Here is a 13722-nt window from a genome sequence, read left to right on the forward strand (position 1 = left end):
AATGTCGTGCGGGTCAGTCGAGCATCGAGATCGCGGTCGGTGCGTGCTCGGCCTTTTCGGCGAGCTCCTCGAATTCGTTGATCGCGTCGATTTCGGTGCCCATCGAGATGTTCGTCACGCGCTCGAGAATCACTTCGACGACCACCGGCACGCTGAACTCTTCCGCGAGCGTTTGCGCCTGGCGCAGCGCCGGCTCGATTTCTTCCGGCTTGAACACGCGCAGCGCCTTGCAGCCGAGGCCTTCCGCGACGGCCACGTGGTCGACGCCGTAACCGTTCAGTTCCGGCGCGTTCACGTTGTCGAACGCGAGCTGCACGCAGTAGTCCATGTCGAACGCGCGCTGCGCCTGACGGATCAGCCCGAGGTACGAGTTGTTCACGACGACGTGCACGTACGGCAGCTTGAATTGCGCGCCGGCCGCCAGCTCCTCGATCATGAACTGGAAGTCGTAGTCGCCGGACAGCGCGACGATCGGGCGGCTCGGGTCGGCCGCACGCACGCCGAGCGCGGCGGGGATCGTCCAGCCGAGCGGGCCGGCCTGGCCGCAGTTGATCCAGTTGCGCGCCTTGAACACGTGCAGGAACTGCGCGGCGGCGATCTGCGACAGGCCGATCGTGCTGACGTAGCAGGTATCGCGACCGAACACCTTGTTCATCTCTTCGTACACGCGCTGCGGCTTGACCGGCACGTTGTCGAAGTGGGTCTTGCGCTGCAGCGTGCGCTTGCGTTCCTGGCAGTCGGCCACCCATGCGCTGCGGTCCTTCAGCTTGCCGGCCGCCTTCCATTCCCGTGCGACCGCGACGAACAGTTCGAGCGCCGCCTTCGCGTCCGACACGATGCCGAGATCGGGGCCGAACACGCGGCCGATCTGCGTCGGCTCGATGTCGACGTGCACGAACTTGCGGCCCTTCGTGTAGACCTCGACGCTGCCCGTGTGGCGGTTCGCCCAGCGGTTGCCGATGCCGAGCACGAAGTCGGACGCGAGCATCGTCGCGTTGCCGTAGCGGTGCGACGTCTGCAGGCCGACCATGCCGGCCATCAGCGGATGGTCGTCGGCAATCGCGCCCCACGACATCAGCGTCGGGATCACCGGCACGCCGACCGTTTCGGCGAACTGCACGAGCAGGTCTTCGGCCGCCGCGTTGAGCACGCCGCCGCCCGACACGATCAGCGGCTTGTCCGCGTCGTTGAGCATCGCGAGCGCCTTCTCGATCTGCGCGCGGGTGGCCGCGGGCTTGTAGATCGGCAGCGGTTCGTACGTGTCGATGTCGAATTCGATTTCGGCGAGCTGCACGTCGATCGGCAGGTCGACCAGCACCGGGCCCGGACGGCCCGAGCGCATCAGGTGGAACGCCTGCTGGAACACGCGCGGCACGAGCGCCGGTTCGCGCACGGTGACGGCCCACTTGGTGACCGGCTTCGCGATCGATTCGATGTCGACGGCCTGGAAGTCTTCCTTGTAGAGGCGCGCGCGCGGTGCCTGGCCCGTGATCGCGAGGATCGGAATCGAGTCGGCGGACGCGGAGTAGAGGCCGGTGATCATGTCGGTGCCGGCGGGGCCCGACGTGCCGATGCACACGCCGATGTTGCCCGGTGCGGCGCGCGTGAAGCCTTCGGCCATGTGCGATGCGCCTTCGACGTGGCGCGCCAGCACGTGGCTGATGCCGCCCGACTTGCGCATGGCCGAGTAGAACGGGTTGATCGCTGCGCCGGGCACGCCGAACGCGGTCTGGATGCCTTCCTTCTCGAGCACGAGTACGGCTGCGTCGACGGCTCTCATCTTGGCCATGAATGTCTCCTTGAATGTGGCGGATCTTGCGAATCGGTCTGTTGGGAACACTTTAGGGATGCAGGAAAGGTTTGATAAGATCAGCCGAAGTCGCTTATTTCGAAACTAAAAGTATGGAATGACCGCCGGACGGGGCTTCCCGCCGGAGTCGGAACGCAGACGGAGACGAAAGATGGATCGCTTCAAGCAGATCGAGACGTTCGTGCGGGTGGCCGATGCCGGCAGCCTCGCGGCGGCGGCGCTCGAGGAGGGCGTGTCGCCGGTGGTGCTCGGGCGGCGCATCGACGCGCTGGAGAAGCGCCTCGGCGTGAAGCTGATGTATCGCTCGACGCGACGGCTGGTCGTCAGCGAGGAGGGGGCCGCGTTCCTCGAGCGCTGCCGCGGGCTGCTCACCGAATGGGATCAGGCCGAGAACGAGCTGGCCGCCGGGCGGCGCGCGGTGAGCGGCCACCTGATCGTGTCGGCGCCGGCCGCGTTCGGCCGCAAGCACGTCGCGCCGCACGCGCCGGGCTTTCTGGCCGACAAGCCGGAGATGCAGCTGTCGTTCAACCTGACCGACCGCGTCGTCGATCTCGTGCGCGAGGGCTACGACCTGTCGATCCGGATCGGCGGCGCGGTCGATCCGAACTTCGTCGCGGTGAAGCTCGCATCGAACCGGCGCGTCGTGTGCGGCACGCCCGAGTATTTCCGCAAGCACGGCCGGCCGAAGTCGCTCGACGATCTGCTGAAGCACAACTGTCTCGCGTTCAACCTGCAGGGCGGCCAGAACCGCGGCTGGTATTTCCAGCGCCACGGCAAGATCGCGACGATGCGCGTGACCGGCAATCTCGACTGCAACGACGGCGAACTGCTGCACCGCTGGGTGGCCGAAGGGCTCGGGCTCGGCTGGCGCTCGACGTGGGAAATCGCCGCGCAGCTCGAAACGGGCGCGCTCGAGACCGTGCTCGACGAATATGCGCTGCCCGACTACGACATCCTCGCGGTCTACCCGCAGCAGCGCTACGTGCCGGCGCGCGTGCGCTATTTCATCGACTACCTGCGCGCCGCGTACGCGCGCCCCGGCTACTGGAGCTCCACGCCGTAGCGGGGCGGCCCGCCCGGCCGTCCGGCGATTTTTTACGCTTCGTGCGCCCGGCGCGGGAATAAACTCGACGCAGCAGCGGTAAGGTCATCGAGCGCGCACGTTGCCGGTCTGTCCGGGCGCCGTGCGCGGAACGGGCGCGGCGTCGGCCGCCGGGACCAGGGAGGCCATGTGGGGCAAGCCGGACAGGCGGTCGATGAACGGGCGGCGGACGATGCGGCCGCGCGCGGCGAGCGGTTTCGCACGCTCGTGCTGCCGCATCTCGACGCCGCGTACAACCTCGCGCGCTGGCTGAGCGGCAGCGCCGGCGATGCGGACGACGTCGTCCAGGACGCGTGCATGCGCGCGCTGCGCTTCGTCGATTCGTGTCGCGGCGACAACGCGCGGCCGTGGCTGCTGACGATCGTGCGCCACACCTGGTACACCGAGTGGCGGCGGCGCACGCATGCGCACGAGGTCGCGCTGCCCGATACGCTCGACGACGCCGACGTGCCCGACGACTGGCAGCCGGCCACGGAGGATCCGCTGGCGCACCTGTTGCGCGGCGAGAACGTGCGGCTCGTGAATGCGGCGCTCGCGAAGCTGCCGCCCGAATACCGCGAGGTGCTCGTGCTGCGCGAAATGGAGGACCTGAGCTACCGCGAGATCGCGGCGATCGCGGACGTGCCGGTCGGCACGGTGATGTCGCGGCTCGCGCGCGGCCGGCGCAAGCTCGCCGCGCTGCTGGGCGGCGCGCCGGCGCCGGCGACCGAAGGCCGGCAGGGCCGTGCGCCGGCCGGCGGAACCGCATCGGAGGCTATCGATGGACTGTAACGAAGCGCGAGCATTGCTGGACGCGGACGTCGACCGCGAGCTGTCGGCGCCCGATGCGTTGCGGGTCCAGCAGCATGTCGAGGGGTGCGAGGCGTGCCGCCGCGAACGTGCGCGAATCGTCACGCTGGTGCAGGCCGTCCGGCAGGCCGATTATCACCGCGCGCCGGACGCGCTGCGGGCGAGCATCCTCGCGAGTCTGCCGGCAGCCGCCGACGCGCGTGCCCATGAGCCGTCGCGGGCCGAGCCGCGGCCTGAGTCCCCGTCACCGCCGCGGCGGCCGCGCGGGCGCGACTGGTTCTCCTGGCTGACCGGGCGTGGCGGGTCGGCACGACCGGTATCGACCGGTACCGGGCCCCGCGTGGCCGCGTTGCCGGGCCTCGGCTGGGGCGTCGCGCTGCTGATGGCGCTCGCGGCGGCGGGCGGAATGGCATGGTCCGCCCGCCATGCCGACACCGACCGCATGGTCGACGAACTCGTCGCGAGCCACGTGCGGGCCGACCTGTCGGCGCGCGACATCGACGTGATCTCGACCGACCAGCACACGGTCAAGCCGTGGTTCAACGGCCGGCTCGACTATGCGCCGCCGGTCGAGGATCTCGCCACGAACGGCTTCGCGCTGATCGGCGGCCGGCTCGACTACGTCGGGCGTCGCCGCGTCGCGGTGCTCGTCTACCGTCACCGGCAGCACGTGGTCGACGTCTACGTGCAGCCGGCGGGGCAGCGACCGTCCGCCCCGTATTCGACGGTGTCGCAGGGCTATGCACTCGACCGCTGGAACGCGGCCGGGATGACGTGGTGGGCCGTGACCGACGCCGAGCCGTCGGCGCTCGCGGCGTTCCGGACGGCGCTCGACGCGCGGCTCGCGGGCACGCCCGGCGAATGATCGCGGCGGCGTCGGCGCCGGCATGTTTCCGTTCCGACCCCGACGCCAGAAGGCCCGAACGATGGTCGTTTGCACCGGCATTCCTGTTCAAGTCTTTGAAAACACGGCCGAATCCGTTTGCAAATCATCGATTGACCTTGCGCGCGCCCCGTAACCGGGTTAGAATCTTCGGCTTCTCACTTGCCACACCGGTTCAGACGCCCGGGTGGCTTTAATCCACAAGGAGTGTGTAATGCGTCATTACGAAATCGTATTCATCGTGCACCCCGATCAAAGCGAGCAAGTGCCCGCGATGATCGAGCGTTACAAGACCACGATCACGTCGCACGGCGGCCAGATCCACCGTGTCGAAGACTGGGGCCGTCGCCAACTGGCCTACATGATCGAGAAACTCGCGAAGGCTCACTACGTCTGCATGAACATCGAGTGCGACCAGACGACGCTCGACGAACTCGAACACGCGTTCAAGTTCAACGACGCCGTGCTGCGCCACCTCATCGTCAAGATGAAGAAGGCCGAAACCGGCCCGTCGCCGATGATGAAGGAAGTTCAGCGCGAAGAAGCCAAGAAGGCGGCTGCAGCTCAGCCGGCCGAAGCGCAGGCTTAAGTTCGTCACTCATTAAGCCATCAAGGAGCGCGCCACTTACGTGAACAAGTTGCAATTGACGGCGAGCGTCGTCGAACGCGCACCGGTGCGATATACGCCGGCAGGTGTTCCGATCGCAAGCGCCACATTGCATCACCGCACGGAAGTCGTCGAAGCAGGCATTCCCCGTCAGGTCGAAATGACGATCGAGGCGGTGGCGGCCGGTGAGGCGAGCGGCAGGCTGGAGAGTCGTGAAATGGGCGTCGAAACGCTGTTCACGGGCTTCCTGGCCAAGAAAAGCCGCAACGCGAGAACCTTGGTGTTTCACATCACAGCATTGCAGGACATTGGAAAGGACTGAAATCATGCCCCGCCCGACTGGTAAGAAATTCGACAAGCGTCGTCAGCAACAAAACCCGCTCTTCAAGCGCAAGAAGTTCTGCCGTTTCACGGCTGCCGGCGTCGAGCAAATCGACTACAAGGACACGGAAACGCTGAAGGACTTCATCGGCGAAAACGGCAAGATCACGCCGGCTCGTCTGACGGGTACGAAGGCGCACTATCAGCGTCAGCTGGATACGGCCATCAAGCGTGCGCGTTTCCTCGCGCTGCTGCCGTACACCGATCAGCACAAGGCGTAATCAGGCGACGCAATAAGGAGAATTCGAATGCAAATCATTCTGTTGGAAAAAGTCGCCAATCTGGGTAACCTCGGCGACATCGTCAAGGTCAAGGACGGTTACGCTCGCAACTTCCTGATCCCGAACCGCAAGGCTCGCCGTGCAACGAAGGAAGCGATCGCCGAATTCGAAGTGCGCCGCGCTGAACTCGAAAAGATCGCCGCTGAAAAGCTGGCGGCATCGCAGGCAGTCGGCGAGAAGCTGAACGGCCAGACGTTCGAAATCACGCAGAAGTCGGGCGTCGACGGCCGTCTGTTCGGCTCGGTCACGAACGGCGACGTCGCGGAACTGCTGAAGAAGGCAGGCTACGAAGTCGAGAAGCTGCAAGTGCGCATGCCGGAAGGCCCGCTGAAGATGATCGGCGAGCACAACGTCCAGGTCGCGCTGCACACGGACGTCGTCGTCGACGTCACGATCAACGTGATCGGCGACCACGCGTAAGCGTATGCAAGCTTGCCGGGCGGCTTCCGTCGCTCGGACAAGGGCAGGCGCCCGGGCAACCGGGGCCTGCCTTTTTTATTGTCCGCTCGCTCCCGCAAGCGGTGGTAGCGCTGCCGCCATCTATTCGCGATAATCCCAACCCATGAACGCGCCGCAAGATCCCCAAATCGAATCGCTGAAAGTCCCGCCGCATTCGGTCGAAGCCGAACAGTCGGTGCTCGGCGGCCTGTTGCTCGACAACGCGGCATGGGACCGGATCGCCGACTTCCTGTCGCAGGGCGACTTCTATCGCTACGACCACCGGATCATCTACGAGCATATCGGCCGCCTGATCGCGTCGACGCGCCCGGCCGACGTCGTGACCGTGTACGAAGCGCTGACCACGTCCGGCAAGGCCGACGACGTCGGCGGGCTCGCGTATCTGAACGCCCTGGCGCAGAACACGCCGAGTGCGGCGAACATCCGCCGCTACGCGGAAATCGTGCGCGACCGCGCGGTGCTGCGCCGGCTCGTGTCGGTCGCCGACGAAATCTCGGCCGACGCCTTCAATCCGCAGGGCAAGGAAGTCCGCCAGCTGCTCGACGAAGCCGAATCGAAGGTGTTCTCGATCGCCGAAGAGGGCGCGCGCGGCAACCAGGGCTTCCTCGAGATCGGCCCGCTGCTCACGCAGGTCGTCGAGCGCATCGATACGCTGTACCACACCGCGAATCCGAGCGACGTCACGGGCACGCCGACGGGCTTCATCGACCTCGACCGGATGACGTCCGGGATGCACGGTGGTGAGCTGATCATCGTGGCCGGAAGACCGTCGATGGGGAAGACCGCATTTTCGATGAACATCGGCGAATACGTCGCGGTCGAGTACGGGCTGCCGGTCGCGGTGTTCTCGATGGAAATGCCGGGCACCCAGCTCGTGATGCGTATGCTCGGCTCGATCGGCCGGCTCGACCAGCACCGGATGCGCACGGGCCGCCTGACGGACGAGGACTGGCCGAAACTGACGCACGCGGTGCAGAAGATGAGCGAGGCGCAGCTCTTCATCGACGAAACGGGCGGCCTGAACCCGATGGAATTGCGCTCCCGTGCACGGCGACTTGCGCGGCAATGCGGCAAGCTCGGCCTGATCATCGTCGACTACCTGCAGCTGATGTCGGGTTCGTCGCAGGGCGAGAACCGCGCGACCGAGATTTCGGAAATTTCGCGATCGCTGAAGAGTCTCGCGAAGGAACTCGACGTGCCGGTGATCGCGCTGTCGCAGCTGAACCGCGGCCTCGAACAGCGCCCGAACAAGCGCCCGGTGATGTCCGATTTGCGCGAATCGGGCGCAATCGAACAGGATGCGGACGTGATCCTGTTCATTTACCGCGACGAAGTCTACAACCCGGACAGTCCCGACAAGGGCACCGCGGAAATCATCATCGGCAAGCAGCGTAACGGTCCGATCGGCCCCGTTCGGCTCACGTTCATCGGTCAATACACGAAGTTCGACAATTTTGCAGGGGCGCAAACCTTCCACGGCGAATAACGCCGGAAGTAAACCCCTATTTCGCCAAACGTTGTATCCAATCCCGGCGCGTGCATGTGCGCGCGCCGCGGCGCGACCGGAAACGGTACAATGTCGCCCGTTTTCGTGACAGTAGTTTGACAATCTCTCAGGAATCCCATGTTCGGTCGATTCATGCCCACCGAGGGCAAGTTCTTTGAACTCTTCAACGCGCACGCGAAGCACATCGTTTCCGGTGGCCGCGAGCTCGAACTGCTGATCGACAATCTCGCCGACGCCGAGATTCACAAGCAAAACGTGCAAATCGCCGAGAAGGCCGCCGACAAGCTCACGCACGAGGCGATCGATCTGTTGCACAAGACCTTCATCACGCCGCTCGATCGCGACGAGATCCACAAGCTGATCACGACGATGGACGACATCCTCGACCTGATGGAAGACGTCGCGACGGCCGTGTCGCTGTACGACGTGCAGTCCGTCACGTCCGAGGCGAGCCAGCTCGCGCACATCGTCACGCAGTCGGCGCAACACGTGCAGCAGGCCGTCGGCTTGCTGTCCGACATGAAGCAGTCGGCCCAGATCCTCAAGCAGTGCGAGGAAATCGACCGCTGGGAGTCGGAGGCCGATCGCGTGCTGCGCGCGGCGATGTCGAAGCTGTTCCGCGAGGAAGACGACGTGAAGACGCTCATCAAGCTGAAGGCGATCTACGAGCTGCTCGAGGAGATCACCGACAAGTGCGAGGACGTCGCGAACATCATCGAAGGCATCGTGCTGGAAAACGCCTGAGCGGACCACGATGCATTCGATACAACTCGCCCTCTGGATGGTCGCGACGCTGGTGCTCGTCGCGCTCGTATTCGATTTCATGAACGGCTTTCACGATGCGGCGAACTCGATCGCCACCGTCGTGTCGACAGGGGTGCTGAAGCCCCAGCAGGCCGTGGTGTTCGCGGCCGCGTTCAACGTGATCGCGTACTTCATTTTCCACCTGAAAGTCGCGCAGACCGTCGGTAAAGGCACGATCGATCCCGAGATCGTCGACCATTACGTCGTGTTCGGCGCGTTGATCGGTGCGATCGGCTGGAACGTGATCACGTGGTACTACGGGATTCCGTCGAGCTCGTCGCACGCGCTGATCGGCGGCCTCGTCGGCGCGGCGCTCGCGAAGTCCGGCTGGGGTGCGCTGAACATCGACGGGCTGCTGAAGACGATCGCGTTCATCTTCATTTCGCCGCTGCTCGGTTTCATCCTCGGTTCGCTGTTCATGCTCGGTGTGTCGTGGCTGTATTTCCGTACCGCGCCCAGCAAGGTCGACCGGCGTTTCCGCCGGCTGCAACTGCTGTCGGCCGGCCTGTACAGCCTCGGTCACGGCGGCAACGACGCGCAGAAGACGATCGGTATCATCTGGATGCTGCTGATCGCGAGCGGTTACGCGTCGGCGACCGCCGATGCGCCGCCGGCCTGGGTGATCGGCGCGTGCTACTTGTCGATGGGCCTCGGCACGCTGTTCGGCGGCTGGCGCATCGTGCGCACGATGGGCCAGAAGATCACGAAGCTCAAGCCGGTCGGCGGTTTTTGCGCGGAAAGCGGTGGCGCGATCACGCTGTTCATCGCGTCGTTCCTCGGCATTCCCGTGTCGACCACGCACACGATCACCGGTGCGATCGTCGGTGTCGGCGCGACGCAGAAGCTGTCGGCGGTGCGCTGGGGCGTCGCCGGCAACATCGTGTGGGCGTGGGTGCTGACGCTGCCGGCGGCCGCGCTGTTCGCGGCCGGCGGGTGGTGGCTCGGACATCAGATCTTCTGAGCGCCGACACTACCGGATCGACATCGACATCAAATGCGCCGCAAGCCGAAAGGCTGCGGCGCATTTTTTTTGGGGCGGCGGAAGGGGGCGACGACGAGGTGAGGGGCGGCAGATGCCGCCAACGTCGTTGACGGGCGGGTGCGAGCGACCGGTCAGTAACTGCCGTTCGCAAACCGTGCGATCGGATCGTCCGCCGTACCGGTGCGCGGCCTGACGGGCGCGGATTGCGTCGATGCACGTAACACCTGCACGGGCGCGGGCTCGATACCGCGCGGGGGCGCCGATGCGGTGGCCGGCGGCGGTTCGGCATCGAAGGCGGCGGCCTGGGCGGCCGTCAGCGCGGTGGTCGGAATCTGCGTGCCGACTTCCGCCGGGGCGGCCGCTGCTGCATCGGCCGTCATCGCGGGCATGGCGTCATTCGCGGACGTGGCTTGCTGCTGGGCCGTCTGCATCCGCGGTGGCGGCGGTTCGTATGGATCGGTGGCCGGTGCGGGCAGTGCAACTGCGGCGGCCGTCACGACCGGCGCGGGCGGGGCGGTCGTCGCCGTCGCCTGCGTCGCCCTTGCTTGCGGCGGTGCGTACGCGGGTTGACGCGGTGCGGCGGCAGCCGTCACGACCACCGGAGCGGCCGCGACCGCCGGCGGATTGCGTGGCGCATCGCGCTTGGCCTCGTAGGTCGGTGCATCGAACGGCGTCGGGGCCGAGCGCGGCGGCGCGACGCGGCGAATGCCGTCGAAGCGCTTCGCCCAGTACGGGTTCGTCAGGTAGTCGAGCCGGACGGTGCCGCCCGTCGACGGTGCGTTGACGAAGCGCAGCTTGCCGACATAGATACCGACGTGCGAATGCGGGCGCCCGGTCGTATTGAAGAAGATCAGGTCGCCCGGCGCGATCTCGTCGGGTTCGACCGACACGCCGCGGCCGCTCATGTCGGCGGTCGTGCGCGGGAGGTTCACGTCGGCCGCGCGGCCGATCACGTAGCGTACGAGCCCGCTGCAGTCGAAGCCGCTCGTCGGCGTGTTGCCGCCCCAGCGATACGGGACGCCGACGAGGCTCATCGCCTGGATCGAGATTTCTTCCTGGCCGACGCTGTGGTCGACGAATTTCGGGAAATTGGCGGGCGCCGGGAAGGCACGCGGCGTCGTGATCTTCATGCCCGAAGCGGAACGCGATGCCGACTGCGGCGGCACGCTGGAACAGGCCGCAAGCAGGGAGACGACGGCGACGGGAACCCAGATTCGAAGCATGGCAAGGCGGGCGAGCGCGGCGCGCTCGCGAATCGTATGACAACAGACAGACCCGATGGTAGACGCTCCGGCGGGGCTTAAGCAACCATTCTTGAGAATTTACTTGAAGTTTCGCGCGTAAACTGCGTTATTGCGTGACGAAGCGTTACTTTTGTCTTCGACCCCAAATAAAAACGGCGCTCCGGAAACGGAGCGCCGCGTGGCGTCGAAAGCCGGCCGAGGCCGGCCTGCGCGTTACAGAATGTCCGACGCGTAGTCGGCGAGCCGCGAGCGTTCGCCGCGCGCGAGGGTCACGTGGCCGCTGTGGCCCCAGCCCTTGAAGCGGTCGACGACGTAGGTGAGGCCCGAGCTGCCTTCGGTCAGGTAAGGCGTGTCGATCTGCGCGATGTTGCCGAGGCAGACGATCTTCGTGCCGGGGCCCGCGCGCGTGACGAGCGTCTTCATCTGCTTCGGCGTCAGGTTCTGCGCCTCGTCGATGATCAGATACTTGTCGACGAACGTGCGGCCGCGCATGAAGTTCATGCTCTTCACCTTCAGGCGCGAACGGATCAGCTCCTGCGTCGCGGCACGGCCCCATTCGCCGGCCGCGTCGTCGGTCTTCTGCAGCACTTCGAGGTTGTCGTCGAATGCGCCCATCCACGGCTGCATCTTCTCTTCCTCGGTGCCGGGCAGGAAACCGATGTCCTCGCCGACGGGCACGGTCGCGCGCGTCACGATGATCTCGTTGTAGCGCTTGTCGTCAAGCACCTGCGCGAGGCCGGCCGCGAGCGCGACGAGCGTCTTGCCGGTGCCGGCCTGGCCGAGCAGCGTGACGAAGTCGATCTCGGGGTTCATCAGCAGGTTCAGCGCGAAGTTCTGCTCGCGGTTGCGCGCGGTGATGCCCCACACGTTGTTCTTGTGGTGGCTGTAGTCGCGCAGCGTCTGCAGCAGCGCCGTCTTGCCGTTCAGCTCGCGGACGATCGCGTGGAACGTCGGCTCGCCGTTCTGCGGCTCCAGATAGACGAACTCGTTGACGAGCATCGACGCGACGAGCGGGCCCGTCACGCGGTAGTACGTGGTACCCGTCTTCGTGTCCTGCCAGCTCTCCATGCCCTTCGCGTGCTTGGTCCAGAAGTCCTGCGGCAGCTCACGCACGCCGTTGTACAGGAGATCCGAATCCTCGAGCACCTGGTCGTTGAAGTAGTCTTCCGCAGGCAGGCCGAGCGCGTGCGCCTTGATCCGCATGTTGATGTCTTTCGACACCAGCACGACCTGGCGATCCGGCCGGTCGCGCTGTAGCGCGCGCACGACGCCGAGGATCTGGTTGTCGGCCTTGCCTTCGGGCAGGCCTTCGACGGGCGCGATGTCCGCGAGCTTCGTCTGGAAGTACAGGCGGCCGAGCGCGTCGCGGCTGCCGAGGCGCGACAGCGGAATGCCGGCCGAGATCGGGCCGCCGTCGGCGACGAGCGCGTCGAGCGTGCGGCTGACCTGGCGAGCATTGCGCGCGACTTCGGACATCCCCTTCTTGTGGTTGTCGAGTTCCTCGAGCGTCATCATCGGCAGATAGACGTCGTGTTCCTCGAAGCGGAAGAGGCTGCTCGGGTCGTGCATCAGCACGTTCGTGTCGAGCACGAACAGTTTCTGCAGTTCGGCTTCGGCGGGCTTGCGGCCGCGCGACTTCGTCGCGGCGCCGGCGTTGCGCGCGGGCGTGGCGGCCGGTTTGTCGGCGGCCGGCTTGTCGTTGCGTGCGACGACGGGCGCCGCGGGTTCGACGGGCGTCGGCAGCGGCTGCAGCAGGGCGGCCGTCTGCCTGGTCTTGCGGCCGCGCGCGGGTACGCTCGCGGCATCGGGCGCCGAAGACGCGACGGCGCGCAACGGCGCGGCCGTGTTCGCGGCTTCGATCATCGGTTGGGCCACGCTCGCCGGGCCATAGTCGCCGGCTGTGGATGCGTCCCCTTCGGCGGATTTCTTCGCGGCTTTCGCGGGCCGCGCTTTCGCCTTGTATTCGTCGGGCGGCAGCAGGCTGCCGAGCTTGCTGGGGGGAGTAGGCAAAGGCATGGTGTCCCTCGGGAGGAATCGTGTCGCATGAAGTGCGCCGCTGATCGCATCCTGCGTGACGTAGACGCATGCAGTTTGCGCGCGGTGGCGCACAGGAATTTCGTCTAGCCGGTTCGCCTAAGTGTCGATCAGCTCCTCGATGCGGTAAGGGCCGGACCGGAGAGGGCCGGCGCGCGTTCCATAAAAAAAGCCGCTGCCCCGTCGACAGGGACATGCGGCTCGGCTGATGCCGTCGTGATGCGCGTCAGATGCCGGCAAACATTGCAACGGGCACCGGCGCAGCTACGAGAAATATGGGGCGAACTGGCATTCATTGCGGCCCAATATAACGCGCCTCAAAGCGCTTGTACAGCCTTTAGCACGTCGTCCACGTGACCCGGTACCTTGATGCCGCGCCATGCCTGACGGAGCACGCCGTCGGCGTCGAGCAGGAACGTCGAGCGCTCGATTCCGCGCACTTCCTTGCCATACATTTTCTTCATCTTGATGACATCGAACAACGCGCACAGCACTTCGTCGGCATCGGAGATCAGCGGGAACGGCAGTTCGAGCTTGGCCTTGAAATTGTCATGCGAGCGCAGGCTGTCGCGCGACACGCCGATGACTTCCGCACCGGCTTTCTTGAACTTCGGGTAGAGATCGCGGAACTGCAGCCCTTCGGTCGTGCAGCCCGGCGTGTTGTCCTTCGGATAGAAGTACAGCACGAGCTTCTTGCCGTTCAGGTCGGACAGCGAAATGTCGCCGCCCGTGGCCGGTGCGGTGAAATCGGGAACTTGACGGTCAACTTCGACGGACACGTGTTTCTCCTGTTGTTATGGACGGGCGCCGCTGCGGCGGCGCGGTTCGGCGGGGCGTCG

General features: G+C 65.8%; 14 protein-coding genes and 1 pseudogene. 11 read left to right on the forward strand and 4 right to left on the reverse strand.

Annotated features, from left to right (window positions below; translation table 11 throughout):
- Nucleotides 1-13: 13 nt before the first annotated feature.
- Nucleotides 14-1789, reverse strand: coding sequence for a glyoxylate carboligase (gcl, locus tag HWX09_RS16770; RefSeq protein ID WP_027784640.1), 1776 nt, complete (start codon nt 1787-1789; stop codon nt 14-16).
- A 172-nt stretch (nt 1790-1961) separates the two neighbouring features.
- Between gcl and HWX09_RS16775 the strand changes: the two genes are divergently transcribed.
- From HWX09_RS16775 to HWX09_RS16820, 10 genes are all read left to right on the forward strand, one after another.
- Complete coding sequence (locus HWX09_RS16775; protein WP_027784639.1) at nt 1962-2873, forward strand: LysR family transcriptional regulator; 912 nt, start codon at nt 1962-1964, stop codon at nt 2871-2873.
- Nucleotides 2874-3041: 168 nt separating this feature from the next.
- Nucleotides 3042-3683 (forward strand): RNA polymerase sigma factor, encoded by a 642-nt coding sequence (locus HWX09_RS16780; RefSeq protein WP_027784638.1) that lies wholly within the window; start codon nt 3042-3044, stop codon nt 3681-3683.
- The gene (locus HWX09_RS16785) at nt 3673-4566 is read left to right on the forward strand and encodes a zf-HC2 domain-containing protein (RefSeq protein WP_027784637.1); all 894 of its coding nucleotides are present in this window, start codon (nt 3673-3675) and stop codon (nt 4564-4566) included. The genes HWX09_RS16780 and HWX09_RS16785 overlap by 11 nt, the downstream gene beginning before the upstream one ends.
- A gap of 232 nt (nt 4567-4798) precedes the next feature.
- Nucleotides 4799-5173: a 30S ribosomal protein S6 gene (gene rpsF, locus HWX09_RS16790; RefSeq protein WP_027784636.1), complete on the forward strand. Its 375-nt coding sequence runs from the start codon at nt 4799-4801 to the stop codon at nt 5171-5173.
- Nucleotides 5174-5213: 40 nt separating this feature from the next.
- On the forward strand, nt 5214-5513 hold the full coding sequence (gene priB, locus HWX09_RS16795; protein WP_027784635.1) for a primosomal replication protein N: 300 nt from the start codon (nt 5214-5216) through the stop codon (nt 5511-5513).
- A 4-nt stretch (nt 5514-5517) separates the two neighbouring features.
- A complete protein-coding gene (gene rpsR / locus HWX09_RS16800; protein ID WP_006486248.1) occupies nt 5518-5793 on the forward strand; it encodes a 30S ribosomal protein S18 in 276 nt (91 codons plus the stop codon).
- Between the two features lie 27 nt (nt 5794-5820).
- Nucleotides 5821-6273 carry a 50S ribosomal protein L9 gene (gene rplI / locus HWX09_RS16805; protein ID WP_027784634.1) on the forward strand — a complete coding sequence of 151 codons (453 nt, stop codon included), beginning with the start codon at nt 5821-5823 and terminating at the stop codon, nt 6271-6273.
- A 142-nt stretch (nt 6274-6415) separates the two neighbouring features.
- Nucleotides 6416-7798 carry a replicative DNA helicase gene (locus HWX09_RS16810; protein ID WP_027784633.1) on the forward strand — a complete coding sequence of 461 codons (1383 nt, stop codon included), beginning with the start codon at nt 6416-6418 and terminating at the stop codon, nt 7796-7798.
- A gap of 138 nt (nt 7799-7936) precedes the next feature.
- Nucleotides 7937-8563, forward strand: a complete 627-nt coding sequence (locus HWX09_RS16815) for a DUF47 domain-containing protein (RefSeq protein WP_006478627.1) — start codon at nt 7937-7939, stop codon at nt 8561-8563.
- A gap of 10 nt (nt 8564-8573) precedes the next feature.
- Nucleotides 8574-9584, forward strand: a complete 1011-nt coding sequence (locus HWX09_RS16820) for an inorganic phosphate transporter (protein WP_027784632.1) — start codon at nt 8574-8576, stop codon at nt 9582-9584.
- 152 nt (nt 9585-9736) lie between these two features.
- Here HWX09_RS16820 and HWX09_RS16825 read toward each other — a convergent pair whose 3' ends face one another.
- Nucleotides 9737-10828 carry a C40 family peptidase gene (locus HWX09_RS16825; protein ID WP_027784631.1) on the reverse strand — a complete coding sequence of 364 codons (1092 nt, stop codon included), beginning with the start codon at nt 10826-10828 and terminating at the stop codon, nt 9737-9739.
- A 234-nt stretch (nt 10829-11062) separates the two neighbouring features.
- A complete protein-coding gene (locus HWX09_RS16830) occupies nt 11063-12865 on the reverse strand; it encodes a PhoH family protein (RefSeq protein WP_027784630.1) in 1803 nt (600 codons plus the stop codon).
- Here HWX09_RS16830 and HWX09_RS33960 point away from each other — a divergent pair.
- Nucleotides 12761-12987 (forward strand): annotated as a pseudogene (locus HWX09_RS33960) (hypothetical protein); the annotation flags it as partial. The gene HWX09_RS16830 and the pseudogene HWX09_RS33960 overlap by 105 nt on opposite strands.
- A 213-nt stretch (nt 12988-13200) precedes the next feature.
- Here the strand turns inward: HWX09_RS33960 and HWX09_RS16835 are convergent.
- A complete protein-coding gene (locus tag HWX09_RS16835) occupies nt 13201-13662 on the reverse strand; it encodes a peroxiredoxin (RefSeq protein ID WP_027784629.1) in 462 nt (153 codons plus the stop codon).
- Between the last annotated feature and the right edge of the window lie 60 nt (nt 13663-13722).

It is taken from the genome of Burkholderia sp. BCC1208 (assembly GCF_902833095.1).
Taxonomy (GTDB): Bacteria; Pseudomonadota; Gammaproteobacteria; order Burkholderiales; family Burkholderiaceae; genus Burkholderia.